This window comes from Pandoraea apista, assembly GCF_001465595.2.
Lineage (GTDB): Bacteria > Pseudomonadota > Gammaproteobacteria > Burkholderiales > Burkholderiaceae > Pandoraea > Pandoraea apista.
The window spans coordinates 3,007,039-3,031,311 of sequence record NZ_CP013481.2; the positions used below are offsets into that span (position 1 = coordinate 3,007,039).

The window sequence follows — 24,273 nt, forward strand, 5'->3', positions numbered from 1 at the left end:
GAGGGGATCCGGTATGCCGATTCAGGCGTCAGTGCCCGCGACGATCAGGCCGTGTTCGATGGCGTAGTGCACCAGGCCCGCGGTCGACGCAATGTCCATCTTGGCGAGGATGTTGGCCTTGTGCGTGCTGACGGTCTTGGCCGAGAGCGAGAGGCAATGTGCGATTTCGTTGATACCGTTGCCCTCGACCAGCATCTGGAAAATCTGGAATTCGCGAGCGGTCAGCCGGGTGTGCGGCAACGCCTCGGCCGGTTGCTGCAACTGACGCACGAGCTTGTCGGCGACCAGCGGCGAGACCACCGTGCCGCCACGTGCCACCCGCCGTATCGCACTCATCAACTGCTCCGACTCGGCGTTCTTGGTGAGATAACCGGCGGCGCCGGCGCGGATGGCCTGCACCGCGTATTGCGACTCGCGATACATGCTGAGCACCAGTATAGGCAGCGCCGGATAGGTTGCCTTGATCTGTGCGATGAGTGCGATGCCGCTCTTGCCCGGCATGGACATATCGAGCAGCAGCACGTCTACCGAAGCCAGGCGAAGGCGATTGAGTACATCGGCACCGTCTACGGCTTCCGACACCACGCACATGTCGGGCGACGTGGAGATGATTTTTTTCAGGCCGTCGCGAATGATCGCGTGGTCATCGGCAATCATCACGCGCATCACCACGTCTCCCCATGCGTCACGGCGGCGGCGCGCCCCGTCGGCGAGCGCGCCGGAATGCGCACGATCACCCGTGTTCCCTGTCCCGGTGCACTCTCGATCTCGAAGGCACCGCCGAGCATCAACGCACGCTCGCGCATGCCCATCAGCCCGAGGCGCTGGCCATGTTCCGCGCGAGCCGTGTCCATGCCCCTGCCATCGTCGGTGATGCTCACGTGACAGTGACCGTCGCGCAGATCCAGCGCGACACGCACCTGCGAGGGCTGTCCGTGGCGGCTGGCATTAGTGAGCGACTCTTGCACGATGCGGAAGATAGCGGTGCTGCATTCGCTGTCGAGGCAAGCCGTGACCGACTCCGGCATCACCAGCTCGCAGGGCAGACCGTGGCGCTGTGTGAACGATTCAGTGAGCCATTCCAACGCTGCGTGCAGGCCCAACTCATCGAGGACTGCCGGTCGCAAGTCCGCCGCAATACGATGCACCGCGTCGATTGTCTCGTCGACCAGTTCCTTGAGCATCTGGATGTGTGCAGACTGATCGGCCGGCGCCGCGCCGGGTTGCGTCTCCAGATAGTTGAGCCCGAGACGCAGGCCGCCCAACCATTGCCCGAGTTCGTCGTGAAGCTCGCGCGAGAGGCGCGTGCGCTCCGCTTCGCGAACGGTTTGCAGATAGGCGGAGAGTTGACGCAATTGCGCGCGCGAGTCGAGCAATGCCATTTCGGAGCGTTTTCGGTCGCTGATGTCGCGCGAGATGCCGACGGTGCCTACGATGCGGCCCGCCGCGTCGCGAATAGGCATCTTGACGGTATCGAACCAGCGTGGCGCACCGTCTGGGCCGGGACGGCTCTCTTCGTACCGGCGCCGCACGCCGCTCGCCACGACCGCCCGATCGGTGGCGAGATAAACTCGCCCCCATTCGGAGGACCAGACCTTGTCGGGCGTACTGCCGATGATTTCGGCTTCGGTGCGGCCGCACGCGGCCATGAAGGCGTCGTTGACGAGGATGTAGCGCGACTCGGTGTCCTTGAGCCATGCCTGGTCCGGGATGTTGTTCAGTATCGCCCGGTGCAGTTCGCCATGCGTCTCCACTACATCTCCTTACCTGAGCACCGGTATGCGGGACTGCCGGGACGACGCTCGCCTCACCGGGGCAATGGCGCGACGCAACAGCGTTGCAGGCTCTCCGCCGGGACATTCCCCCGATGGGAGGCACACTGTGACGTCAGCACCGTTCCGAGTTCAATATAGCCAGACCGGCGCTCGCGCGCGCCTCTAGTTTTCCCGCATATCGGATTGCTGCGGCGTTTCATGATTTTGTCTAATGACTGCGGCGCGGGGAGCCATCTTGACCCCGGCGTCTTCGCTTGCAGCGCATAAGCCCTGCTATGATCCCGGAAATCGCATTCCCCACAGCACGCGTCGAGCCGGCCGGCGGAGGGGTTCCGACGCACCGTCTCTCGCGCGCGCAGACGCGCACACACATTCGCTACGCTGAGACTCATAGATGAATGAGATCGACGCAGTCACGACATCAGGCACAACGGGGACAACGGGGACATCGGGGACAGCGACAGTCTCCGGCACGGCGGCTGGCAATGCCCGGCCCCTTCTCACCGGCCTTTTCCTTCAGCCGAGCTTTCGCGTCGTGCTGGCGTTGCTGGCAGGCCTGGTATTGTTCGACGCGATTGCCACGCGCGCGATGGGCCTGACGCTCACCGGGCTTGGTCGCATTCTCTGGCTGACGCCAATCGCCACGATGGCGGTTCTCGCCCATTTGCTGTCGCTGCAACCGGCCTCTCGGATCAAAGGGCTCTGGGCGAAAGCCAGTGTTGTGCTTTTCTGTCTTTGTCTGCTGACGGTGTTTTCCCTCGCCGCCATAGTGCTTCAAGACACCGTCATTTCAGCACGCTTCGATCTCGTGGACGAACAGCTCGCGGGCATCGACGCGGCATTGGGCTTTCATTGGCGTCACGCCTATCGCTGGCTCACGCGTCACTCGCAGATCTTCGAACTACTCAGGCATTGGTACCAGTTGCACGGGTGGCAGGTCACCTTGATACCGCTTCTGCTCGCGTGTAAGCAGCGCATGGACGATCTCGCCGACTATTTGCTGCTGTTTTCCGCGACGGTTGTTCTCGCCATCCTTATCTCTGCAACGATCCCTGCGTCCAACCCATACATCTATTTCGGGCAAATTGGCGCGTACGATCCCTCCGAGTGGTCTCAATTCGCCGCCCTGCACGACGGGGTGCTGCGCGTCATCGACCTTAACGATAATCAAGGCCTTATTTCCCTGCCGTCTTTACATGCGGCTCACGCCGTAGTGTTCGTCTACGTCACGCGGCATCTGCGGGGATGGAATGTCGGTTTTGGTGTCGTCAATTTCGTGATGACGATCGCTGCCCTGCCCTTCGGCGGCCACTACCTCATCGACATTCTGGCCGGCATCGCACTGGCACTCGTAGTGATCTGGACATCACGACGCGTGAGTCCGCGCCGCACCCCGTCCCTTCATCCCTCGTAACCACGGAACAGTCCGCAAAGCTTGAATACATCTTCCGTGTAGGGCATATCCTTCACCTTGCAGTAGCGGCTCGCCAGCTTCATCAGTTCCTTGATGTCGCGCCCGCTGGCGTGCGAATAGCAGGTAGCGAGCCATTCGATCAGCGCATCGTCCAGATCGGCGCCCACCTGCTCGGCCTGCATGCGCCAGAGTCGCCGGGCATCTGCCTCACAAGGTATCTCGTAGTGGATCGTGGCGATGCAGCGCGACAAAATGGCGTCGTCCACGTCGCCGATCCGGTTCGTGGTCATGAACAACAAGCCGTGGAAATACTCCAGTGAGCGCAGGAACTCGGCGACGATGGCGTTATGTTCCAGATCGTTGTCGCGCCGGCGGATATATACGTCCGCCTCATCGAGTAGCAGAATCGCGTTCCAACGCATGGCGCGACGCAGAATGCTCATCAGCGTAGCGCCCACAGACGCTGCCGTGGTACCCAGTTGTCCCGAATGCACGCGGTACAGCGGCTTGCCTACGACTTCCGAGTAGATCTCTGCCGTGAGCGTCTTGCCCAGTCCCGGCGCGCCCTGACAGAGAATCGTCGCGCCCCCAGACTTGCCGGGAACGAAGTCCGGCATCATCACGTCCATGTTCGACGTCAGGATGTCGATCAGATCGTGGTGATGCGCCGGCAGCACCAGCTTGTCGCGTAACGCGGGCTGGTACTCGTACTCGGTCATATTCTGCACATGCACCCAGAGATTGCGATGCCAGTCCAGATGAAATACGTGGACATAGCAGTGCAACGGAATGGTCTCGAAGCCACGATCGATTTGCGCCTTTCGCCAGAAGTCGGCGTCGCACACCATCTCGAAATTGCGCTCGAGACGCTCTTCGTCGTTCACACACTTCGCCGTCACGCCCTCCACTACGCGGATCAACTCCGTCGCGCCTTTCGGATCGACCGAGAAGGCCGCGCGGCGAAGCACGAACTGTGCGCCGAACGCGCGCTGCACCCGCAGGAAACGCTGCGCATGCTGTTCGTACTCGTGCTTGAACTCCGCGCACTCCTTGTAGAAGCCGAACTCGGCGAGCAATTCGGGAATGGTGCGGTTGGCGATGTCCTCGCGTGTGAAGACGAGCGACGTGGTCATGCCCGAACGACGCAAACGCTGCTCCGTCAGGTTCGAGTTGGCCGACTGCATCGTGTTTGCCAGCATGTCCATCACAACATAAGGCGAGCCCTGCTCCGGTTCCACATAGCGCAGACGGCGCACCAGCCACGGCAGCAAGGCGCCGTCGCGATGGCGCTGGTACACCCAGCCGTCGATAACGTCGCGCGAGAGGTACGCCACGAGTCCCGGCACCAGCTTGTCCAGATCGGGAATCTGGCGTGCCTGCGGTGCGTTATAGACATTGTCGAGGGCGAGCATCTGGAACATCAGCGCGCGTTCGTTCTGCGTCTTGCTCAGGACATAAAGCGTGTTGAGCGACTTGGCGTCGAACCATTCGCTCGACACCATCATGTTGCCGCGACACACACCGTAGGCCGTCAACTGTTTGCCCAACGGCGAATCGGCGCCGATTAGTTGCATCAGCGGATGAATCAGTGATTCTGGAATTTCGAAATCCATGAACGGCACTCCCGGTATCGCGATATGGCGGTGGTGGGCGGTGGTGGGCGGTGGCCCGTGCGGGCGCCGCCTCGCCCGACGGCGCGTGTTTCAGGCGAGAAAGAAGTCGACGGCGCGCGCCACGACACCCGGCTCGATGATGTGCAGGCCGTCGAACTCAACGTACTGCACGTCGTACCCGGCTGCCTTGAGCTTGTTGGCGTTCTGACGGCCGCTCGTCGCGATAGGCAATTGCTCGTCGATAAGCCCATGGGCAATGAATATCTGAGGCTGCCCCTCTTGCACGAAGACCGACATGAAGCCGCCCGATAACGCGATGACATGACTTGCGATGTCTCCGTTGGTCACACCGATCGATAAGGCATAGCTCGCCCCGTCGGAGAAGCCTGCGAACGCCACACGTCCCGTGTCGATGCGATAACGGGCCGCAACATTGCCCAGCGCAAGCTGCAATCGCTCCAGATCAGGGCCATTGCCCCCAATCACGATGTCCCACGTCGGGAAGGTCGAATGCGGCGCGAGCACCAGAAACTTGTGCTGCTCCGCGTGCGGCTCGATGAACGGCAACACCTTTTCGGGAAACCCGCCTGCACCGTGGAACATCACGAACAGCGGAACGGGCTTGTTCGTCGGCAGATCGGCCGGCACGTACAGTACTGCGTCGCGGGTGTCGCTCAACCCCAGCGGATGACGGCCGGGACTCAGCGGAGGTGGCGTGGTGGCAGAGGTAGCAGCCGACGCGGACGCGATGACGTCCGGTGGCATCCGTCCGAACAATGAAGGGGCGAACATGGCGCGATGATTGTCTCGTGATCGTTGATATTATTGATATATTGTATATCACTAAATTTCATCGCAGACACCCGCTATTTGAGTGAGCGCAATCCCATGCAGTCCTATTCGGCCATGTAGGTGGACAATCCGGCCACGAGCGCGTCGAACACCGCCTTGCACCGGGCGCTCTGTCGCAGGTCTTCGTGCATCGTGACCCAGGTCGGCAACCTGAACCGGAAGGCGCCCGGCAACACCCGCACCAGCCGGGCGTCGCGCCGGGCCAGCGGCACCTGACATCCACCGATACCGTAGCCCGCGCGAATCATGGCCAGTTGCGCCAGATCGCTGTCTGCGCGAAACGCGAAGGCTTCGCGCGACCATAGCGACACATTGCGCGTGGCTTCGCGCAGGAATGGCGTCATCTGGTCGAAACCGATCAGCGCATGCCTCGCCAGATCGGCCATCGACGTCGGTGCGCCGTAGCGCGCCAGATAGTCGTCGCGGGCATGCAAACCGACATCGATACTGCCGATGCGACGCGCGATCAGCGCGCCCTGCTGCGGGGGCGCCATGCGCACGGCAATGTCGACCTCGCGATGCAGCAGATCCTGAATGCGGTTCGTCGGCACCAGTTCGAGCGTCAGTTGCGGATGCGCGCGTCGCAGCGCGCTCAGGATCGGCGGCAACACTTCCACACCGACGACCTCACTCGCCGAAATGCGGACGACACCGCTCACCCCGTCGCCATGACTCGCCGCCGCACGCTCGAAAGCCAGCGCCGTATGCTGCATTGCCAGCGCGTGGGCACGCAGCGACTGCGCCGCGTCGGTTGGCAGCAGGCCTGTCTGTGAGCGCGTGAAGAGCGTTTGTCCCAGTGCGGCCTCCAGTGTCGCAATGTGACGCCCCGCTGTGGGCTGCGTAATACCCAGCGCCCGTGCAGCGCCCGACAACGACCCCTCGGTCAGCACCGAGAGAAACGTTCGGTAAAGATCCCAGCTCAGATTTTTCGTCATACAAAAATGTATAGCCGATAGATGGTTTTGAGCAATTTTATTTGAATCGTCTCGCATGGAGAATGGTGCCACCGACAACGATCAAGGAGCCACACCATGACCCTCAAACCCCGCAACCACGAGTCTCGCGCATTGGTGCTCGGCGCGACGGGCGGCATCGGCGGCGAAGTCGCGCGACAACTGCTCACCGCGGGATGGCGCGTGCGCGCTCTGCGTCGTGGCGGTACGCCGCACGCCGGCACCGCAGACGTCGGGGTCGAGTGGATCGCCGGGGACGCCATGTGTGCGAGTGATGTGCTGGCTGCGGCGCGCGATTGCGAGGTCATCGTGCATGCCGTCAATCCCCCCGGCTATCACCACTGGGACACGCAAGTGCTGCCCATGCTCGAAAACACGATCGCTGCGGCCACCGTGCACGGCGCCACCGTCGTGCTGCCCGGCACGGTCTATAACTATGGCCCCGAAACCTTCCCGGTCTTGCGCGAAGACGCACCGCAACGGCCGCTCACCCGCAAGGGCCGAATCCGCGCCACGATGGAGGGCCGGCTGCGCGACGCCAGCCGCAGTGGCGTGCAGACGATCATCGTGCGGGCGGGCGACTTCTTCGGCCCCTCGACTCGCAATAGCTGGTTCGCTCAAGGACTGGTCAAGCCGGGTCACCTGACGCGCGTGGTTCAGGTGCCGAATGCGCCCGGCGCCGGACACGAATGGTCGTACCTGCCCGACGTTGCGAAGGCGATGGTCGAACTCATCGAACACCGTGCCATGCTTGGCCCCTTTTCTAATTTCCACATGGCCGGCCATTGGGATGCCGACGGCACCGAGATGGCGGCCGCGATCACGCGAGTGATGGGCCGCTACGGCGTGGCGGTCAAGACGCGTCGCTTTCCCTGGTGGCTCGTGTGGGTGGCGTCGCCTTTCGTCACGACGCTGCGTGAACTGCGCGAGATGCGGTACCTGTGGCGGCAACCGGTGCGCATGGATAACACGCGGCTCGTCGAGGCACTCGGACAAGAGCCGCACACCCCGTTAGACGTTGCCGTGCGTGCCACGCTCGAAGGCCTCGGTTGCCTGCCGGGCAAACCGTCCAGGAACGGTCTCGCTAACGCCTGACTGCCTGACTGCCGCTATGGCCCGTTACGTCAGTCGGCGCGCCCACCGCCCAGCAACCGGGAAATGCGACGAGCGGCATCGGTAAGTGCGGCTACCGTTTGCGGATTCGGATGCGCCGGCAGATAGTGAATCGAGCCGACGATGGCGAGCGTGCCGAACAGGGTCCCGTCGTCTTGCACGATGGGCGCGGCGAGCGCATTCACACCGAGGAACACCTCTTCGGGGGCGTCGGCCCAGCCCCGCTCGCGCACCAGCGCGAGCTCGTGCGAGAGCCGCATGGTGTCGGTAATCGTATGCGGCGTGCAGGCGTCGAGCGGCCCCGCAAGCACCGCCTCCCGGCGCTCCGGCGCGCCGAAAGCCAGCGCGATCTTGCCCTGCGCTACGCTATGCAGCTTGAACTGCGTGCCGGGGTGCAGCAGGATTTCCAGCGGACTGCGCCCGCGCATGACATCGAGCACGACCACATCGGTTTCGGTAAACGAGCTGATGACGATGGTCTGACCGACGGCGTCGCGCAACTCCTCCATCACGGGCCGCGCCAGACTTACCACGTCAAACTGCTTGACCAGCTTCTGTCCCAGCAGGAAGAGACGCCAGCCGATGCGATATCGGCTCGTGCGCGGGTTCTGCACCACGTAGCCTTCCTGTCGCAGCGCCGTCAGGTGACGATGCACACGCGCCTTCGGCACGCCGAGCGCCTCGGCCAGATGCGTCACGCCACACTCGGCATTGCGCTCGGCCAGTAGCTCGAGAATGCGCAGCGAAATGACCGAAGTCGACGACGTGTTGAGTTCGTCGCCGCCCTGCTCGCCTCGTTCGCCAGCCGCGATGTGCGGGCTGCGGATGACGTCGTTCGAGGTGTCCTTCGATCGTTTCACTGCGTGTCCTTTTTCGCTATCGCAGCGGCTGACTATTGAGCGTCGAGCGAGATGAAACGCTCGCCGAACACGTGGTAGCGCTGCGGCTTGTTCTTGTTCGCATCCTCGGGATGCACGTACCGGATCGAGCTTCGATTGCGACACGCCCGCGGCAGGATAAAGCAGCGGATGAATGTCGTGTCGCGCGCCTCGGTCGTCGGTGCAAGCACCGGGGCGTAGCCGAGTTCGAGCCAGGCCTGTCCCGGCCCGTGGGTATGCGAGGCGCCAAGCGTCTCGATCGTGATCTCGCCCTCAAGCGTGCACCGCACGCCGGGACCTTGATGCACGTGCGTATGCGCCACGCCGCCGGGGGGGAATTGTACCTTGTCGCAACGCATGAGCCAGCGTTGGCGCGGGTCCAGTTCAATTGGCGCCGCGAGCTTGAGCGTCGACGACGCGCCCGGTGCCGACGCGATCTCGCCCGCCGTCGGCGCATCGCCCGACATTAGTTCCCAGCGCCACAACGTCGCGCCCTCGCTGCCGGCGATCAACGCCACGTCGTCCTCGCCCAGCCACGCGCTCTGCGCTGGGTGATGCTGCGCGCCCGTCTCGAACTCGATGGCCACGTCGCCACGCACGACATAGATTGCCCGGCGCGCGGCAGCCAGATAAATGGGCGCATGGTTCGGCGCGATGACATCTTCGTACAAACGCAATTGGAACGGCTTCACTTCTCGATCTCCTGTTACCCATCGATTGCCCCGACCGTCGAGACAACACTGGAAACAAGTATCGATCATCGATACGCAAAGCACCATTTATGGTTTACCACGACACACTGATTCGAAAGGTGCTGTTACCATTCAAACGAAATCATTCCCATGCGTATCGATGGTCGATACGCGAGGCATGACACTAGGATGAGTTCCATGAAGGAGACAAGAATGGACACTGGCAGCACCGCCCTGAGCGCGGCGGGCGCGGCACGTCGGCCGTGGTATCGCGGCGCGAGCCCCGCACAATGGCGGGCGTTTGGCTCGGCTTACATCGGCTGGATGCTCGACATCATGGATCTGATGTTGTTCGCGATGGTGATTCGCTACATCAGCGTCGATCTGCATTTCGACAAGGGTGTGGCAGGCATGATCGCCTCGCTCACGTTGCTGGCCACCGCGTTCGGTGGACTGTTCTTCGGTTTTCTGGCCGACCGAATCGGCCGCACCCGGTCGATGATCCTCTCGATCCTCTGCTACTCCATCGGCACGGCACTCTGTGGCTTTGCCGATTCGGTCACGCAGCTTCTCGTCTTCCGCTTTTTGCTGGGTCTGGGCATTGGCGGCGAGTGGTCCGCAGGCGCCGCGCTCATCACCGAAACGTGGCCTGCCGAGCATCGCGCGAAAGTCATGGCCTGGGTACAAAGCGCCTTTGCGGTGGGCTATGCGGTTGCCGCCATCGTGGCGGCCGTTATCCTGCCGCACTTCGGCTGGCGCTGGGTGTTTGCCTTCGGGTTACTGCCGACAGTGCTCGCGTTCTGGGTGCGGCGTCACGTCGAAGAGCCTGCGATCTGGCGCGAGCAACGTGTGCGCCTGACCCTCGGCGAGACTCTGGCCATGCTCTTCGGGCCGTATGCGCGCAGCACGACCGTCGGCCTCGCCTTCACCGCAGCGGCAATGTGTGGCTATTGGGGACTGTTCACCTGGATTCCGGCATACCTCGCAACACCGGTCGATCAGGGCGGCCCGGGGTTCGATCTGCTGCGATCCACCACCTGGATCGTCATCATGCAGATCGGCGCAGCCGCCGGTTTCGTGTGCTTCGGCTACATCGCCGATCGCATCGGCTGCCGCAAATCGTTCCTGCTCTTCTTCATCATATCTGCCGTGACGGTGCCGCTTTACGTCGCCATTCGGGAACCGATGCTGCTGCTGGTGTTCGGCCCTGTCGTAGCGTTCTTCGGCACAGGTTTCTATAGCGGCTTCGCCCCGACGTTCGCCGAGATGTTCCCCACGCAAGTGCGCGCTACCGCGCAGGGTTTCATCTACAACACGGGACGCGCCGCCAGCGCCCTCGCGCCAGCGGCCGTCGGGTTGCTCTCGCGCGGCGAAAACGTGAGTGCCGCACTGGGGGCGACCGCCGGCTTCTTCCTGCTCGCTGCGATCATCGTCTACTTCTTCCTGCCGGAAAGTCACGGCAAAGCACTCGCCTGATCTGCGCCCTCCGCACGACTTCGCGCGCCAGCGGCACTCAAGCCGCTGGCGCGCCGTCGCTTTCACTTCCCCCCAAACCCTCGACCTCTGCGGTTCCGCTCACGGTTACGGCAGGCGGATGACCGACGCACAATCCGAATAGAGCCGCGCGACGTCGTCCGCGCGCAACGTGAGCACGGCGCGTTGATTGACGTAGCCCTTGTCGGTGATCTCCCCCTGCTCAAGCGAGGGTGGCGACGCGAGAACAACGGCACGCGCAGCCCGTTGCGAACTCCCGGCGTCTTGCGCCAACCGGGCGAGCGCTTGCGCGATCAATTCACGCACCTCGTCATGCATCGCCATGGCCTTGCCCGCATGAGGCGCATCGGCGGCGTGCTGCGCCTTCGCCCGCATGGCGGGACTCGGGAAGATCAGCAGCCCGATTTCGTCGCGATCATGGCCTGCGATCACGACATCCGAGGCCAGCGGCGCCAGCGCGGACACGGCACGCAAGCGCAAGGCGCCGACCGACACCCATGTCCCGCTCGTGAGCTTGAAGTCCTCCGACACGCGGCCATCGAAGATCACCCCTGCGCTGGGGTCCTCCGGATCGGCCAATCGACCGGCATCGCCAGTCCGGTAAAAGCCTTCTTCGTCGAACGCGTCGGCCGTAGCCTCCGGGTCGCCCGCGTAGCGATGAAACACCGACGGCCCCCGCACGCGCATTTCCAGCTTGTTGCCGTTGGGCACGAACTTGAGTTCGTTACCCGGCGCCGGCACGCCGATATTGCCCGCGCCCTGAATCGGGAAATGCACGCTGGTAATGAGCGGCGATGTCTCTGTCGCCCCCCACGCGGAAGTGAAGAACGGCAACGTGTCGCAATGCCGGGATGCCAACCGCTCGAAGCGCCGCCAGACGGCGGGCGGCAAGCTCGCCGCCGCATAGAACAGCACCTGAAGCCGGCCGAAGAAGCGCCCGGCGAACGCTTCGTCCTCTTCCAGAAACGGGGCGAGCGCCTCGAACCCCTTGGGCACATTGAAATGCAGCGTCGGGGAAACGTCGCGCAGATTCTCGACCGACCGGCCGATCAACTCCGGCACGGGACGGCCATCGTCCACGTAGAACGCACCGCCATTGCGCAGCACCATATGGAAGTTGTGATTCGCCCCGAACGTATGGCTCCACGGCAGCCAGTCCACGACGACCGGCGCCGCCTCGTCGATGAAGTGCCAACACTGCGCAATCATCTGCTGGTTCGCCGCCAGCATCCGGTGCGTATTGACGACAATCTTCGGCTTGCCGGTGGAGCCGGACGTCAGCAACAGCTTCGCCGTATCTTCCGCACGCACCTGCGCAAACGCGCCGTCGAGCGCGGGCGATGCGGACGTGGCGGCTAACGCATCGAAGCGCAGCCAGTCCGGGTGCGCGTGGCGGGTCGCCACGATCGGGCATCGGATCGGTGCGTTGGCGAGCGCCCTCGCGTAGTGCTCACCGTCCTCCACATACACCATTGCCGGGTCGAGCCGCGAGAGAATGCCGTGCAGCTTGGTCATATCCTTCGCGACGCGCGAGTATGCAGACGACACAATCGCCGTCTGGCGGCCCGCCATCATCGCGCCGAGCACGAGCAACGCGTGGTTCACGCTATTGTCCGAGAGGATCACCACAGGCCGTTCACGCGGCACGTCGAGGTCAAGCAACGCCTGACCGACGCCGCGCGCGATGCTCAGCGCCTCACGGTATGTCACCTGCCGCCAGAGGCCGGCCCCCGACGCGCGATCACCCGGCGGCCAGCGCTCGGCGACGAACACCGCTTCGGGCGTGCGCGCCGCCCACTGCACGAGCCAGTCCGCCGGACTGCGTGCGAATTCGCCGAGCCTGGTGCGCGAGCGAATCACGAAGCTGCCGTCGGCACGGGTCTCGCGTTCGATATCCGGTCTGGCCAGGCGGCGCGCGCCCGCCGCCGCTGCGTTCAGTCGATCGTCCACTTGCCGCCCTTCACCGTGACGAGCACGCGACCGTCTTCGCCATAAGCCGAATGGTCTTGTGTGCTGACATTGATCATGCCGTGCGTTGCCGCAAGGCCGCGGGTCTGCTCGATGGCGCTGACCAGAGCATCGCGAAATGCCTGCGTGCCGGGTTGCGCCTGCTTCGCTGCCACCGCGACAGCGCGGTCGAGCACCAGATAGGCGTCGTACGCGTAGCCGGCGAACAGATTGCGCGACCCGGCACCGTACTGCGCCTCGTAGCGCTTGACGAAGTCGGTGGCAACCGCCTTGCCCGGGTGATTCGCACTCAGTTGCTCGGCCACGAGAATGTTACCGACCGGCAGAATCGCCCCCTCGGCGCTCTTGCCCGCAACACGCAGGAAGTCGTTGTTCGCCACACCGTGCGTCTGATAGATACGCCCCTTGTAGCCACGCTCGCGCAACGTACTCATCGGTAACGCACCCGGCGTGCCGCTGGCCGCGATGATGACGGCGTCCACGTTGGCCGACATCATCTTGAGAACCTGCGCTGTCACGGACTGATCGTTACGGGCGTAACGCTCGACCGGCGCCACCTGAATCTGCCGGGCGGCCGCACGCGTCTGAATGTCCTTGAGCCACGCCTCGCCGTACGAATCGGAAAAGCCGATGAAGCCCAGCGTCTTCACCTTGTGCGCTTTCATGTCGTCGAGCACCGCGTCGGCCATGACGGCAACCGACTGCGGCAGCGAGAACACGTAGCGCATCTGCGCAGCACTCGGCACGAACGGGCACAGGCCCAACTGCGGCGTACGGGTATCGGCCGCGACCGCCGCGACCGCCAGACACGCCGGCGTGGTCGACGATCCGATAATGGCGTCGACCTTGTCTTCCGTGGCCAACCGGCGTGCATTCTTGGTGGCGGTGGTCGGGTCGGTAGCGTCGTCGAGCAGGATGTAGCGTGCGGGCAGGCCGCCGAGCGTCGGCGGAAGCATACCGACAGCCTGCTTCTCGGGTATGCCGAGCGACGCGCCCGGCCCCGTGGTCGAGAGCGTCACGCCAATGGTGACGCCCGCCGGTTGTGCGCTCGCCTGCGTCGCCGCGCACAGCGCCGCCACGCACAGGGACAGCGCAAGACGTGTCGCGCCAAAGAATGCAGAACCGCGTGTGAACCTGTTTGCCGCCATGTGACATGTCTCCTTGTCTTCTCATTTGTTGTGGCCGGACAGCTTGCAACGCACTCCCTCGGGTCAACGCACGGCGAACTCCGGCAGCACTTCGCGGTTGCGGGGCAAGCCCATGATTTCGCGAGCTTCGGTCGGGGTGGCCGGCTCATAGCCCATCTCGCGCACGAGGCGCACCACGCGCTCCGTCAGTTGCTGGTTCGTGGCCAGCACGCCCTGCTCGTAATACAAGTTGTCTTCGAGACCGACCCGCACGTGACCGCCCAGCAGCAGCGAGTTCATGGCCGATGGGAGCTGCGCCGGGCCGATGCCGCTCACGCAGAAAATGCTCCCCTTGGGCAGCAGATCGACCATCGACTGCAACACACGCGGCGTGTACGGCATGGCGTTCTGAAACCCGCGATGCACGCCGAGCACGAGGTTCACGAAAAACGGCTCGTCGTCGAAACCGGCGGCGGTCAGCGTTGCGAGGTCCTGCACGATGTGCGTGGGACTGAAGACTTCCCACTCCGGCTTGATGCCGCGCTTCTTCATCTCGATGGCGAGATGCCTGGAGCGCTCCGGCGACGTATGCATGAGGATTTCCTTGCCGCCGAAGCTCGCGATGATCGTCGTGGCATCGAGCGTGCACATCTCGGCGCCGGCATCCATGCCCTTCAGACGCTCTTCCCAGAGAATTTCCCAGTAGCCGTTCTCGGCCTGACCGATCATCTCGCCGTGTACGCCACCGCCCGTGGAGTTGTTGATGACGATGTCGCACTTGTCACGGATACGGCGGTTGATATCGCGGTAAATCGCCGGGTCGCATGTGGCGCCATCGTCGGGGCGACGCGCATGGATCGCCACCACGCTCGCGCCCGCGTTGTAGCAGTCGTAGACATCGCGTGCGATTTCGTCGGGCTGGGTGGGCAGATGGGGGTTCTGCGATTTGTACGCCATGCCGCCTGTCGGCGCGATGGTCACGATGACTTTTGGTTTGCTCATGCCTGTCTCCTTCAGTCCTGGAATGCGAAGCCCCGGTCGCCAATTCGACATGTATGGCGTGTACGGCATGTGCGGCCGTTACGGCAGTACGCTGACGCCACGAGCCGGGGTGTTGATAACAATGCTGCCGCCGATCTTGTCGATGTCGGTTACGGCCTGCTCGCGAGAATGCCGAGGATGACGGCATCGCGTTGCGCTTCGAGCCGGGCGTTGCCCCGACCGGCGAGTTCGGCCTCGACGCCGGCCGTGATGCGCGCCTTCAGGTCGTCCGTCAGTACGGGTTCGCCGAGGTCTGCCCACCACGACTCGATAGGCGGGCCAAGGTGTTCGAGCAGATGCGCAATGCCGCCGGCGCCACCCGACAAATGCAGATTGAGAAATGGCCCCAGCGCCGCCCAGCGCAAACCCGGACCGTAGGCAATCGCGTCGTCGATATCGGCCACGGACGCCACACCGGTGTCGACCAGATGCATTGCCTCACGCCAGAGCGCAGCTTGCAGCCGGTTCGCAATGTGCCCCTTGACCTCTTTCTTCACATGGATCGGGCGCTTGCCGATGGCGCGGTAGAACTGCATCGCTGTGTGGATAGCCTCGGACGACGACTGCTCGCCGCCAATTACTTCGACCAGCGGAATCAGATGCGGCGGATTGAACGGATGCCCGAGCACCACGCGCTCGGGATGTGCACACACCGATTGCACACGACTCATCAGCAGGCCCGACGAACTTGACGCGATCACCACATGCGGTGGCAATACGCCATCCATCTTGCGAAAGAGATCCTGCTTCAGGTCTTCGCGTTCGGGACCGCTCTCCTGCACAAACTCGGCACCTGCGAGCGCGCCGTCGAGCGTGTCGTGGAAGGTCAGCGCATCGCGCGAGGCGTCTGCCGACAGCCCGATGCGGATCAGCGTCGGCCAGTGCGCATCGACCGCTTCGCGCAACCGTTCGCGCGCGCCCGGCGCGGGGTCCCACGCGCTGACGCGCAGACCACGCGCAAGAAAGTAAGCGGCCCAGCTGGCACCGATGACACCCGTGCCGATAACGGCGACCTGCTCGATGTTGTCGTATTTCACATTCGTCTCCGTGGGGACAGGCAGGACGGCTATCGTGCCGCGCGGCCCAGAAAGCGTTCCATGCGCTCGCGCGCCTCGGGGGTGGCCAGCATGAGGGCACTCGTCACCGATTCGGTGAACAGGCCGTCGGCCATCGACATGTCGTGGATGCGCGACAGTGCGTGAATCGTCGCCCAATTCGACAAGGGACTATTCTCCGCCGTGTCGCGGGCCAGTCGTGTCGCCAGCGCCAACCCCTCACCCGCGTCCGTCAGATAGTGGCCAAGGCCGAGGCGCTCACCGTCGACAGCGTCATAGCGCCGGCCGGTGAGCATCATCTCCGTCATGCGGTCCGGCCCAAGAATACGTGCCACGCGCACCGATGCCCCGCCGCCGACAAAGATGCCGCGCTTGCCTTCGGGCAACTGAAAGAATGCGCTGCGCTCGATGACTCGCACATGTGCGGCCAATGCCAGTTCCAGCCCGCCGCCGATCACGGCGCCATGCAACACGGCAACCACCGGACGTCCACCGAACTGAATTTCATGGAACACCTTGTGCCAGCGTTGCGACACACGCAGTACGTCAATGGGATCGCGTGTGCTGTTTTCGGATAAATCCAGCCCGGCACAGAAATGCTCGCCTGCCCCGCGCAGGACGACGGCACGTATGTTGTCGTCGAAATCGCGAAAGGCGGCTTCGAGCGAATCGATGGCGGCGTCGCAAAGGGCGTTACGCTTGTCGGCCCGGTCGAGGGTAACGAAAGCGATGGCGTCCTCGACGCACACACGCAAGTGGGGATAGGTCATTGTCTGCATTCGCTCCAAATCGTGAAAAGTATCTTATAAAATATTTTCGTCGCTGCGTGATTTGTGCAATGCAGTTCAGGGTTAACAGGGATAATTTCCCAATAAAAGCAATTTAATTCATATTTTGACCGACCGAGGCGGAAGGAATGTAAGGCGCTTGTCGCATCACCGGTATCTCATAGTATATTTATCAGCATCTCCGTCTCCCCCCGTTGCACTGATGAGCCAACTGCCTGCCGATGCCCCGCCACTCGATTCGGCCGATCATGCTGAAGCCGGCGTGTCCTCACGTCTGGCGTCTCTGGCACGGCAGGTGCGCACGCTGCGCGCGCAACGGGGCATGACGCGCAAGCAGCTCGCCGCGCAGTCGGGTGTCTCGCTGCCCTATCTCGCCCGGGTGGAAGCCGGTACCGGCAACGTTTCGCTGGCCGTTCTCCATAAACTCGCGCAAGCCTTGAACGTCGGCGTGGAAACGCTCGTCGCGGAACGTACGGCGTATGACGGCGATTTACTGATCCTCGTTGAATATCTACGGCAACAACCGCCGGAAGTCCTCTCTCGCCTGCGTCGCCAGATTGTCGTGCCGGGGGGGACGGAGGCACGCCGTACGGGGCAGCGCATTGCCCTCATCGGCCTTCGGGGCGCGGGTAAGTCGACGCTCGGGCCGCAGTTGGCGCAGGCTATCGGTGCACCCTTCATCGAACTGGACAAGGAAGTCGAGCGCGAAGCCGGCATTGCCATTGGCGAAGTCATTACGCTGTATGGACAAGCCGCCATGCGGCGCATCGAACGACAGTGCATCGAACGCATCATTGCCGAGCATGAGCATGTCGTACTCGCAACGGGCGGCGGCATCGTCTCTGAGGCACCGACCTACGAGCGCGTACTCCGCGCATTTCGTACGGTCTGGCTGCGCGCCCGGCCAGAGATCCACTTCCAGCGCGTGATGCAGCAAAACGATGCCCGCATCGCCACCGAAGCCTTGCGCAACGAAGCGCTCGAACACATCCACCGCATGCTCGACGCCCGCGAATCGCTTTACCGGTTGGCCGACATCACGCTCGACACCTCGGACATCACGGCGGACGCCGCCCTCGCCGCACTCAAACACGATCTGTTCCCCGCACAAGCCGCCTGATCGCCACGCCTATTGCGTCGCCCCATCATTCGCGCTTAGAATTAATAAGAATCATTATCATTTGCAGAACGGCGCTGTGGAGTCGCGGATCGCCGGACGTCCGGTGCCTTGTCGATGCACTGCCGGAGGTTCGGCAGGCGGTTGCCCGTGGCGTGCGCGTCATGCGAACACGGGGAATCATGGAAAGTCACTTTCAGCGCGAAGTGGGAGCGCTCTATAGCGATCATCACGGCTGGCTGCGCGGTTGGCTGCGCAAGAAACTGGGCAATGCGTTCGACGCGGCCGACCTCGCGCACGACACCTACCTTCGTGTGCTTTCAAGCGGCCTTGCACCGCAGGCCGAAGATGCCCGCCGCTATCTGACCCGCATCGCCAACTGTCTGGTGATCGATCTGTTTCGCCGCCGTCATATCGAGTCGGCCTATCTTGAAGCGCTCGCGGCCCTGCCGGAGCCAGTCGCCCCGTCGCCCGAGACGCGCGCTCTTGTGCTCGAAGCGCTGATCGAAATCGACACGCTGCTCGCGCGCCTGCCGGCCAAGGCACGAACAGCGTTTTTGCTCTGCAAGCTCGAAGGCCTCGGCTATCGCGAGATTGCCGGGCGATTGCAGGTATCCGTGTCTTCCGTCGAGAAGTACGTCGCGCAGGCGCTGCGCGAATGCTATGCCGTGCAATACGGGAGCGATACATGAGTGTCTTGCAGACGACCTCGCGTGCCGCACTGCCCGCAGGCGCGCTTTCTCCGGAAGTCGTGGAGCGTGCAAGTCTCTGGCTCGCGCGGCTGTGGTCAGACACGGCCACCGCCGAGGACTTCGCCGCTTGCGGGCGCTGGCGTGCCGCACATCCCGATCACGAGCGTGCCTGGCAACGGCTAGGCGCCATCGGGCAAAAGTTCGACGCGGTGCCTTCGCGTATCGCATTCGACACACTGAACGCACGTGCCGCGCCGCGCGTAAGCACCACCGGACGCCGCCACGTCCTTCGTGTCTTCGGCGGTGTCGTCACACTGGCCGGCGCTGGCTATACGCTGCGTCGCTCGCCGGTATGGGACACCGTGACCGCCGATTACGCCACGGGCGTCGGCGAAGTCCGCCGCCTGACATTGGCCGACGGCACACGTCTCTGGCTCGATACCGCCTCGGCCGTCGACGTGCGCTTCACGCCCGGCGAGCGGCGCATTGAGCTGCGACGCGGCCGGATTTGCATCGAGACAGAACCGGCACCGGCTGCCGGCGCCCGTCCGCTGGCCCCCCTCGTCGTCGCCACCCGTCAAGGGGAAATTCGCGACATCGGCACGCGCTTCATGGTGCGCGATGGCGGCGATCGCACTCAGGTGGCGGTGTTCGACGGCGTTGTCCTCGTGCACACCACCCAGGGCGCACGCACGCATCGGCTCGATGCCGGCCAGGCCGCAAGCTTCTCGTCGACCACCCTCGATACCGTCGATGCACCGGACACCTTTGACGACAACGCCGCGGCCTGGACCCGCGCCCAACTTATCGTCGAGCGCATGCGTCTCGGCGACCTCGTCGACACACTCTCGCGCTACCGGCGCGGTGTACTGCGATGCGACGCCTCCGTGGCCGACCTGCGTGTAAGCGGCGTGTTTTCGCTCGCCGACACCGACCGCGCACTTGCCAGTCTGGCGGTCGGGCTGCCTGTCGAGACCATCTACCGTACGCGTTATTGGGTGACGGTGAAGGCGCGATAGCGGCACGCGCCAGCCGCTTTTTCAGACAAGTCGCCGACGACTTTCGATACTTTTTTGCGATGTCGGTTGAGGGTTTGCCGATCTCGTTCGGAATACCTGTAGTCACCGGTGCGAAACCATGGCGCCGGCACTCTAATTTCCGAACTCTCAGGCATTCCGACCGTGTTGATTTCCCAAGCTGCTCCGCTGCACCCAACGCCCCTTGCCGCTGCGCTCCGACCTGCTGTTGCCCTCCTGATTGCCCTCGCGGCTACCGGCGTCGCGCATCGCGCCAACGCGGCACCGGCTTCCGCTTCGTCACAGACGGCTCCCGATGTGCGCCGCGCCTGGCAAATTGCGCCCGGCACGCTCGATGCCGTGCTCAACCGTTTCGCGAACATGGCGGGCATCGAACTGGTCGTCGACGCTTCGCTGACGCAGGGACGCCAAAGCGCCGGGCTCGACGGCGAATACACGGTGGTGCAGGCGTTGTACCAGTTGCTCTCGCCGTACCAGTTGCAGGCCATGCGCAGCAGCCACGGGGTCTACACCGTGCGTGCGGCAGCGCAGGACAATGGCGCAGGACCAGCCGCAGCAGTTGGCGACGGCGTGCTGCTGCCGACCACGCACGTCGTGGCGCAGACGGTCGGCCTGCCCGAAGCGTATGACGGCGGGCAAGTCGCACGCGGTGGTCATCTCGGTTTGCTTGGCAACCAAGACTTCATGGACGTGCCGTTTAACCTGACGTCCTACACCGCTCAGACTATTCAGGATCAGCAGTCGACAACGCTGGCCGATGTGCTTGAGAACGACCCGTCGGTGCGATTCACCACGTCGAGCGGGCACATGTACGAGAACTTCAGCATTCGCGGCTTCCCGCTAACGGCCGATGAGGTTTCGCTCAACGGCATGTTCGGTCTCTCACCTTACGGCCATGTGCCGACCGAGTTCATCGAACGCGTGGAAGTGCTCAAGGGGCCGAATGCGCTGCTCAACGGCATGTCGCCATCGGGCGCCGTTGGCGGCGCCATCAACGTGGTAACGAAGAAAGCGCAGAGCACACCGCTCGCGCGCCTGACGGCCGATTACCTGTCCGATTCGCAATTCGGCGTGCAGGCCGACCTCGGCCGACGCTTCGGCGATCGCGAAGAAGTCGGCATCCGCTTCAACGGCGCGCTGCGCGACGGCCGCACCACGCTCGACGGCCAGAAAAAACGTCGTCAGTTCGGCTCGGTCGCACTGGATCTGAAGACCGATCGCGTGCGCATCGGACTGGATGCCTACACCGACACGGAGAAGTTCACCGGCGGCAGTCCGTGGATGGCGACCTTTGCGTCGAAGGTCGTCACCCCGCCGCCCGCGGGCACCAATGTGCTGCGCGGGGAGTACGGCAACCTGGAGAGCAACGGCGTGCAGTTGCGCGGCGAGGCCGATATCACCGATGCCGTCACGGCGTACGCGGGCATCGGCGCCCTGAGCTATCGCTACTCGGGCTACATCACGGGCACGCGCACCGGCCCGATCAAACCGGACGGCAGCTACACCGGCGCTACCTACTTCCAGCGCGGCTGGACGGAGAACCTCTCGCTCGATGCCGGCGTGCGCACACGATTTCGCACAGGGCCGGTCAAGCACGAGCTGACCGTATCCGCCACGTCGCTCGAGACGACCAGCGGCAACGTGTTCACAACGAGCGCGAACTACAACTCGAACATCTACGCCCCGGTCAACCCGACGCTCGCAAAAGATCCGGGCGCCGCACCGAAGACGGCCGAGTCCACGCTGTCGAGTTTTGCCGTGTCTGACACCCTGTCGATGTGGCAAGACCGCGTCATCGTGATCGCGGGTGTGCGCAGTCAACGTGTGCGTGCGTCGGCATTCGCCGCCGCTACCGGGGCACGCACCTCCAGCTACGACGAAAGCGCCATCACCCCGGCATTCGGTCTGGTCCTCAAGCCGTTCGGCCCCAACGTATCGCTGTATGGCAACTACATCGAAGGTCTCACGCAGGGCGGCATGGTCACCGACGTGAGCGCCGCGAACTACGGGCAGGTTTTCGCCCCCTATCGCAGCAAGCAGGCCGAAGTCGGCGTGAAGTGGGATGCGGGCAGTTTTTCGAACACGTTGTCATTCTTCCAGATCACCAAGCCCGGCATGATCAAGGACGTAGCGACCAACACCTACAACCCCGACGGCGAGCAACGCAACCGCGGCGTGGAATGGAACGTGTTCGGCGAGCTCACGCCGCGCTGGCGTGTGCTGGGCGGTGTGGCCTACACGCGCGGCGAGCTGACCAAAACCGCCGGCAATCTCTACAACGGCAACACGCCGTACGGTGTGCCGAAATGGACGGCGAACCTTGGCACCGAATGGGATCTGCCCTGGGTGCCCGGCGTGACGCTCACGGGACGCATGATCAGCACCAGCGCGCAATACGTGAACTCCGCCAACACACAACAGATCGGCGGCTGGACGCGTTACGACATCGGCGCGCGCTATGCCACGCGCGTCTACGGCAAGGGCGTGGTCTTTCGCGCTGCCGTCGAGAACGTCACCAATCGCATTGCCTGGTCGGGCACGTTCAACGACGGCTACGTAATCCAGAACGCGCCGCGCACGGTCAAGCTCTCCGCGAGCATCGATTTCTGAGATTCGTCATGACACCTACCCTCCAACGTCGCATGACCCGCGCCGGGCTCGCAGCCATCGTCACACTGCTGGGCGTTGCCGTGACCGATGCCCGGGCATCTGCCGCCGTGCCCGATGCGTTGCACGACGCCTGTACCGGCGATCTGCACTCGCCGAAATACCGGCTCGGACTCGTCAGTCCGCGTCTGCTGTCATTGAATGCCTCGCTGTGCGCAGGTGGCGATACCGACGCCTTCTGGCAGGAAGTCGCCGCTTCGGGCACGCCCATAGTCGAAGCCATTCCGCAAGGCACCGTGACGGGCGATGAGTCGGCGTCGCTGCTGGCCCAACCGCCCGGCAAGGTCTCGCTGCTGACGTTCCTGTGGCGCGGGCATCCGCGCAACGTGCGTATTCTCGGCGCGCCGTCGGGCGACCACGACGATATGCGTCAACTGGGCACCAGCGATGTCTGGTACCGCAGCTATGTCGTGCCCGATACGGCGCGTCTGTCGTATCAACTCGCGCCAGACGTCCCCGATATTGAAGGCCCCGCGATGGCGCGTCGCCGTGCCGTGGTGAAGACCTTGCAGGCCGACCCGCTCAATCGTCACCCGTTCACCGTGGAAGGGTTCGATGGCAGGCGCAGCGTGAAGTCGTCGGTCACACTGCCCGGCGCACCGCCCCAACCGTGGATCGACCGACGCGCAAATGTGCCGGCCGGCACGGTGCAGGCGACACGATTCACCAGTACTGCCCTCGGTAACACGCGCGATATTTATATCTATCGCCCTGCCGGATATCGCGCGGACGATACCTCGCAAGGATTGCTGGTGGTGTTCGACGCGCATGCCTACGTGAATACGGTGCCCACGCCTGTCATTCTCGACAACCTCATCGCAGAAGGACGAATTCCTCGCACAGCCGCGCTTATCGTGGGCGTGATCGATAGCAGCACGCGGAGCAAGGAATTGCCGCCGAGTCCCGCGTTCGCACGCTTTCTGTCCAACGAATTAATGCCGTGGGCGAAGTCGCAGGGCATATCCGCCCCGGCTGCACGCACCGTGGTCGCAGGGTCGAGTTATGGCGGGTTGGCTTCCGCATGGGCGGCACATGAAGCGCCCCAGTGGTTCGGCAACGTGCTATCGCAGTCGGGTTCTTATTGGTGGTCGCCTTCACACGGTGACGCCGCCGCACGCGAATCGGGCTGGCTGATCCGGCAGTATGCCAGCGGCCCGCGCCTGCCGGTGAAGTTCTACCTCGAGTCGGGACTATTCGAAGACCGGCGCGGGCCGACCGGCATTGGCACGTCCGGGCGGCACATGCGCGACGTATTGCGTGCCAAGGGCTACGACGTGACGTATGCATCGACGGCGACCGGACACGACTACCTCCACTGGCGCGGATCGCTCGCCTGCGGGTTGATGGCGCTCATTGGCACGCCCGGCACACTTCGTGACTTACATGCGGCACCAACAACGCCGCAGAGCCTCGCCAGCGTTTGCCCGATGCAGTAAACGCCGGGCGCCCCCCTTTGGGGTGGTCGCCCGTCTTCCCAGATACGTTACGTTTTCAAGCACGCTACCGTATCGCCATCTCCTTTTAACGCGCTGGCGGCAATGTGCCCTTCACCGTTTTTCTCGCCGCCTTCGCTTCCCTCACCCCTTTTACACTCGCGAGCCGCATGAGCCGCTGAAATTGCGGGCACGCCAAGTGCTCCGGCGCCGGGCAGACTGCGGCGTGTCGCAGCCCGTCGCGCAATGCGCTCAGTTGCCGGATGGTTCTGTCGATGTCGTCCGCTTTCGCCGTCAACCGCGACCGGTCGATGCTCGCCTTTCCTTGAGGCAGCAACATGCCGGCAATGTCATCCAGCGAAAACCCCGCGGCGCGGCCCAATGCGATCAACGCCAGGGTCTGCAACACCGACGCGTCGTACTGACGCCGTAACCCGCGCCGTCCTGTCGCCGCAATGAGTCCCTTCTCTTCGTAATAGCGCAATGTGGATGGCGGTACCCCCGCGCGCTGCACGACTTCGCCTATGTCCAATGCCATATCGACGCTCCCGCTTGACTTCAAGT

21 protein-coding genes are annotated in these 24,273 nt (G+C 63.6%); 8 read left to right on the top strand and 13 right to left on the bottom strand.

Annotated elements, in window-relative coordinates; all coding sequences use genetic code 11:
* Positions 1-21 precede the first annotated feature (21 nt).
* Both AT395_RS13830 and AT395_RS13835 read right to left on the bottom strand, forming a co-directional pair.
* A complete protein-coding gene (locus AT395_RS13830; RefSeq protein WP_042118530.1) occupies positions 22-669 on the bottom strand; it encodes a response regulator in 648 nt (215 codons plus the stop codon).
* Entirely contained in the window at positions 666-1,754 is a 1,089-nt protein-coding gene (locus AT395_RS13835) for a PAS domain-containing sensor histidine kinase (RefSeq protein ID WP_042116033.1), read from the bottom strand. Before AT395_RS13835 ends, AT395_RS13830 begins: the two co-directional genes overlap by 4 nt.
* Positions 1,755-2,310: 556 nt before the next feature.
* Between AT395_RS13835 and AT395_RS13840 the strand changes: the two genes are divergently transcribed.
* A complete protein-coding gene (locus AT395_RS13840; RefSeq protein ID WP_048629513.1) occupies positions 2,311-3,189 on the top strand; it encodes a phosphatase PAP2 family protein in 879 nt (292 codons plus the stop codon).
* Here AT395_RS13840 and AT395_RS13845 read toward each other — a convergent pair.
* The 3 genes from AT395_RS13845 to AT395_RS13855 form a co-directional block, all read right to left on the bottom strand.
* Positions 3,177-4,802, bottom strand: coding sequence for an AAA family ATPase (locus AT395_RS13845; protein ID WP_048629514.1), 1,626 nt, complete (start codon positions 4,800-4,802; stop codon positions 3,177-3,179). The two genes, AT395_RS13840 and AT395_RS13845, sit on opposite strands and share 13 nt — an antisense overlap.
* Positions 4,803-4,892: 90 nt before the next feature.
* A complete protein-coding gene (locus tag AT395_RS13850; RefSeq protein WP_048629515.1) occupies positions 4,893-5,594 on the bottom strand; it encodes an alpha/beta hydrolase in 702 nt (233 codons plus the stop codon).
* A 104-nt stretch (positions 5,595-5,698) separates the two neighbouring features.
* A complete protein-coding gene (locus tag AT395_RS13855; RefSeq protein WP_042116037.1) occupies positions 5,699-6,589 on the bottom strand; it encodes a LysR family transcriptional regulator in 891 nt (296 codons plus the stop codon).
* 96 nt (positions 6,590-6,685) lie between these two features.
* Between AT395_RS13855 and AT395_RS13860 the strand changes: the two genes are divergently transcribed.
* The gene (locus tag AT395_RS13860; RefSeq protein ID WP_048629516.1) at positions 6,686-7,702 is read left to right on the top strand and encodes an NAD-dependent epimerase/dehydratase family protein; all 1,017 of its coding nucleotides are present in this window, start codon (positions 6,686-6,688) and stop codon (positions 7,700-7,702) included.
* A 29-nt stretch (positions 7,703-7,731) separates the two neighbouring features.
* Here the strand turns inward: AT395_RS13860 and AT395_RS13865 are convergent, their stop codons facing one another.
* Positions 7,732-8,580 carry an IclR family transcriptional regulator gene (locus AT395_RS13865; protein ID WP_042116040.1) on the bottom strand — a complete coding sequence of 283 codons (849 nt, stop codon included), beginning with the start codon at positions 8,578-8,580 and terminating at the stop codon, positions 7,732-7,734.
* Positions 8,581-8,612: 32 nt separating this feature from the next.
* Complete coding sequence (locus tag AT395_RS13870) at positions 8,613-9,290, bottom strand: cupin domain-containing protein (RefSeq protein WP_042116041.1); 678 nt, start codon at positions 9,288-9,290, stop codon at positions 8,613-8,615.
* A 213-nt stretch (positions 9,291-9,503) separates the two neighbouring features.
* Here AT395_RS13870 and AT395_RS13875 point away from each other — a divergent pair, with 213 nt between their 5' ends.
* Complete coding sequence (locus AT395_RS13875; RefSeq protein ID WP_042116042.1) at positions 9,504-10,766, top strand: MFS transporter; 1,263 nt, start codon at positions 9,504-9,506, stop codon at positions 10,764-10,766.
* 105 nt (positions 10,767-10,871) lie between these two features.
* On the opposite strand, the gene AT395_RS13880 is transcribed toward AT395_RS13875, so the two are convergent.
* The 5 genes from AT395_RS13880 to AT395_RS13900 all read right to left on the bottom strand — a co-directional run bounded on the left by AT395_RS13880 (position 10,872) and on the right by AT395_RS13900 (position 16,745).
* Positions 10,872-12,734, bottom strand: a complete 1,863-nt coding sequence (locus AT395_RS13880) for a feruloyl-CoA synthase (RefSeq protein WP_082164846.1) — start codon at positions 12,732-12,734, stop codon at positions 10,872-10,874.
* Complete coding sequence (locus AT395_RS13885; RefSeq protein ID WP_082117908.1) at positions 12,719-13,900, bottom strand: ABC transporter substrate-binding protein; 1,182 nt, start codon at positions 13,898-13,900, stop codon at positions 12,719-12,721. Before AT395_RS13885 ends, AT395_RS13880 begins: the two co-directional genes overlap by 16 nt.
* A 63-nt stretch (positions 13,901-13,963) precedes the next feature.
* Positions 13,964-14,881 (bottom strand): beta-keto acid cleavage family enzyme, encoded by a 918-nt coding sequence (locus AT395_RS13890; RefSeq protein WP_042116044.1) that lies wholly within the window; start codon positions 14,879-14,881, stop codon positions 13,964-13,966.
* Between the two features lie 149 nt (positions 14,882-15,030).
* Positions 15,031-15,957: a 3-hydroxyacyl-CoA dehydrogenase NAD-binding domain-containing protein gene (locus AT395_RS13895; RefSeq protein ID WP_082164847.1), complete on the bottom strand. Its 927-nt coding sequence runs from the start codon at positions 15,955-15,957 to the stop codon at positions 15,031-15,033.
* A gap of 29 nt (positions 15,958-15,986) precedes the next feature.
* Positions 15,987-16,745: a crotonase/enoyl-CoA hydratase family protein gene (locus AT395_RS13900; protein WP_042118540.1), complete on the bottom strand. Its 759-nt coding sequence runs from the start codon at positions 16,743-16,745 to the stop codon at positions 15,987-15,989.
* A gap of 220 nt (positions 16,746-16,965) precedes the next feature.
* Here AT395_RS13900 and AT395_RS13905 point away from each other — a divergent pair, with 220 nt between their 5' ends.
* From AT395_RS13905 to AT395_RS13925, 5 genes are all read left to right on the top strand, one after another.
* On the top strand, positions 16,966-17,883 hold the full coding sequence (locus AT395_RS13905; protein ID WP_072632834.1) for a helix-turn-helix transcriptional regulator: 918 nt from the start codon (positions 16,966-16,968) through the stop codon (positions 17,881-17,883).
* A 179-nt stretch (positions 17,884-18,062) separates the two neighbouring features.
* Entirely contained in the window at positions 18,063-18,572 is a 510-nt protein-coding gene (locus AT395_RS13910) for a sigma-70 family RNA polymerase sigma factor (protein WP_058375205.1), read from the top strand.
* Complete coding sequence (locus AT395_RS13915; protein WP_048629518.1) at positions 18,569-19,591, top strand: FecR domain-containing protein; 1,023 nt, start codon at positions 18,569-18,571, stop codon at positions 19,589-19,591. Before AT395_RS13910 ends, AT395_RS13915 begins: the two co-directional genes overlap by 4 nt.
* 162 nt (positions 19,592-19,753) lie before the next feature.
* The gene (locus tag AT395_RS13920) at positions 19,754-22,219 is read left to right on the top strand and encodes a TonB-dependent receptor (protein WP_048629519.1); all 2,466 of its coding nucleotides are present in this window, start codon (positions 19,754-19,756) and stop codon (positions 22,217-22,219) included.
* Positions 22,220-22,227: 8 nt separating this feature from the next.
* Entirely contained in the window at positions 22,228-23,712 is a 1,485-nt protein-coding gene (locus AT395_RS13925; RefSeq protein ID WP_082164848.1) for an alpha/beta hydrolase-fold protein, read from the top strand.
* A gap of 85 nt (positions 23,713-23,797) precedes the next feature.
* On the opposite strand, the gene AT395_RS13930 is transcribed toward AT395_RS13925, so the two are convergent.
* A complete protein-coding gene (locus AT395_RS13930) occupies positions 23,798-24,247 on the bottom strand; it encodes a helix-turn-helix domain-containing protein (protein WP_042116049.1) in 450 nt (149 codons plus the stop codon).
* Between the last annotated feature and the right edge of the window lie 26 nt (positions 24,248-24,273).

Bases quoted from the DNA above. Each gene is read 5' to 3' on its own strand.
- AT395_RS13845 (WP_048629514.1), bottom strand. From the start codon at position 4,802: ATGGATTTCGAAATTCCAGAATCACTGATTCATCCGCTGATGCAACTA.
- AT395_RS13850 (WP_048629515.1), bottom strand. From the start codon at position 5,594: ATGTTCGCCCCTTCATTGTTCGGACGGATGCCACCGGACGTCATCGCG.
- AT395_RS13855 (WP_042116037.1), bottom strand. From the start codon at position 6,589: ATGACGAAAAATCTGAGCTGGGATCTTTACCGAACGTTTCTCTCGGTG.
- AT395_RS13860 (WP_048629516.1), top strand. From the start codon at position 6,686: ATGACCCTCAAACCCCGCAACCACGAGTCTCGCGCATTGGTGCTCGGC.
- AT395_RS13875 (WP_042116042.1), top strand. From the start codon at position 9,504: ATGGACACTGGCAGCACCGCCCTGAGCGCGGCGGGCGCGGCACGTCGG.
- AT395_RS13885 (WP_082117908.1), bottom strand. From the start codon at position 13,900: ATGGCGGCAAACAGGTTCACACGCGGTTCTGCATTCTTTGGCGCGACA.
- AT395_RS13890 (WP_042116044.1), bottom strand. From the start codon at position 14,881: ATGAGCAAACCAAAAGTCATCGTGACCATCGCGCCGACAGGCGGCATG.
- AT395_RS13900 (WP_042118540.1), bottom strand. From the start codon at position 16,745: ATGACCTATCCCCACTTGCGTGTGTGCGTCGAGGACGCCATCGCTTTC.
- AT395_RS13905 (WP_072632834.1), top strand. From the start codon at position 16,966: ATGAGCCAACTGCCTGCCGATGCCCCGCCACTCGATTCGGCCGATCAT.
- AT395_RS13910 (WP_058375205.1), top strand. From the start codon at position 18,063: ATGGAAAGTCACTTTCAGCGCGAAGTGGGAGCGCTCTATAGCGATCAT.
- AT395_RS13915 (WP_048629518.1), top strand. From the start codon at position 18,569: ATGAGTGTCTTGCAGACGACCTCGCGTGCCGCACTGCCCGCAGGCGCG.
- AT395_RS13925 (WP_082164848.1), top strand. From the start codon at position 22,228: ATGACACCTACCCTCCAACGTCGCATGACCCGCGCCGGGCTCGCAGCC.
- AT395_RS13930 (WP_042116049.1), bottom strand. From the start codon at position 24,247: ATGGCATTGGACATAGGCGAAGTCGTGCAGCGCGCGGGGGTACCGCCA.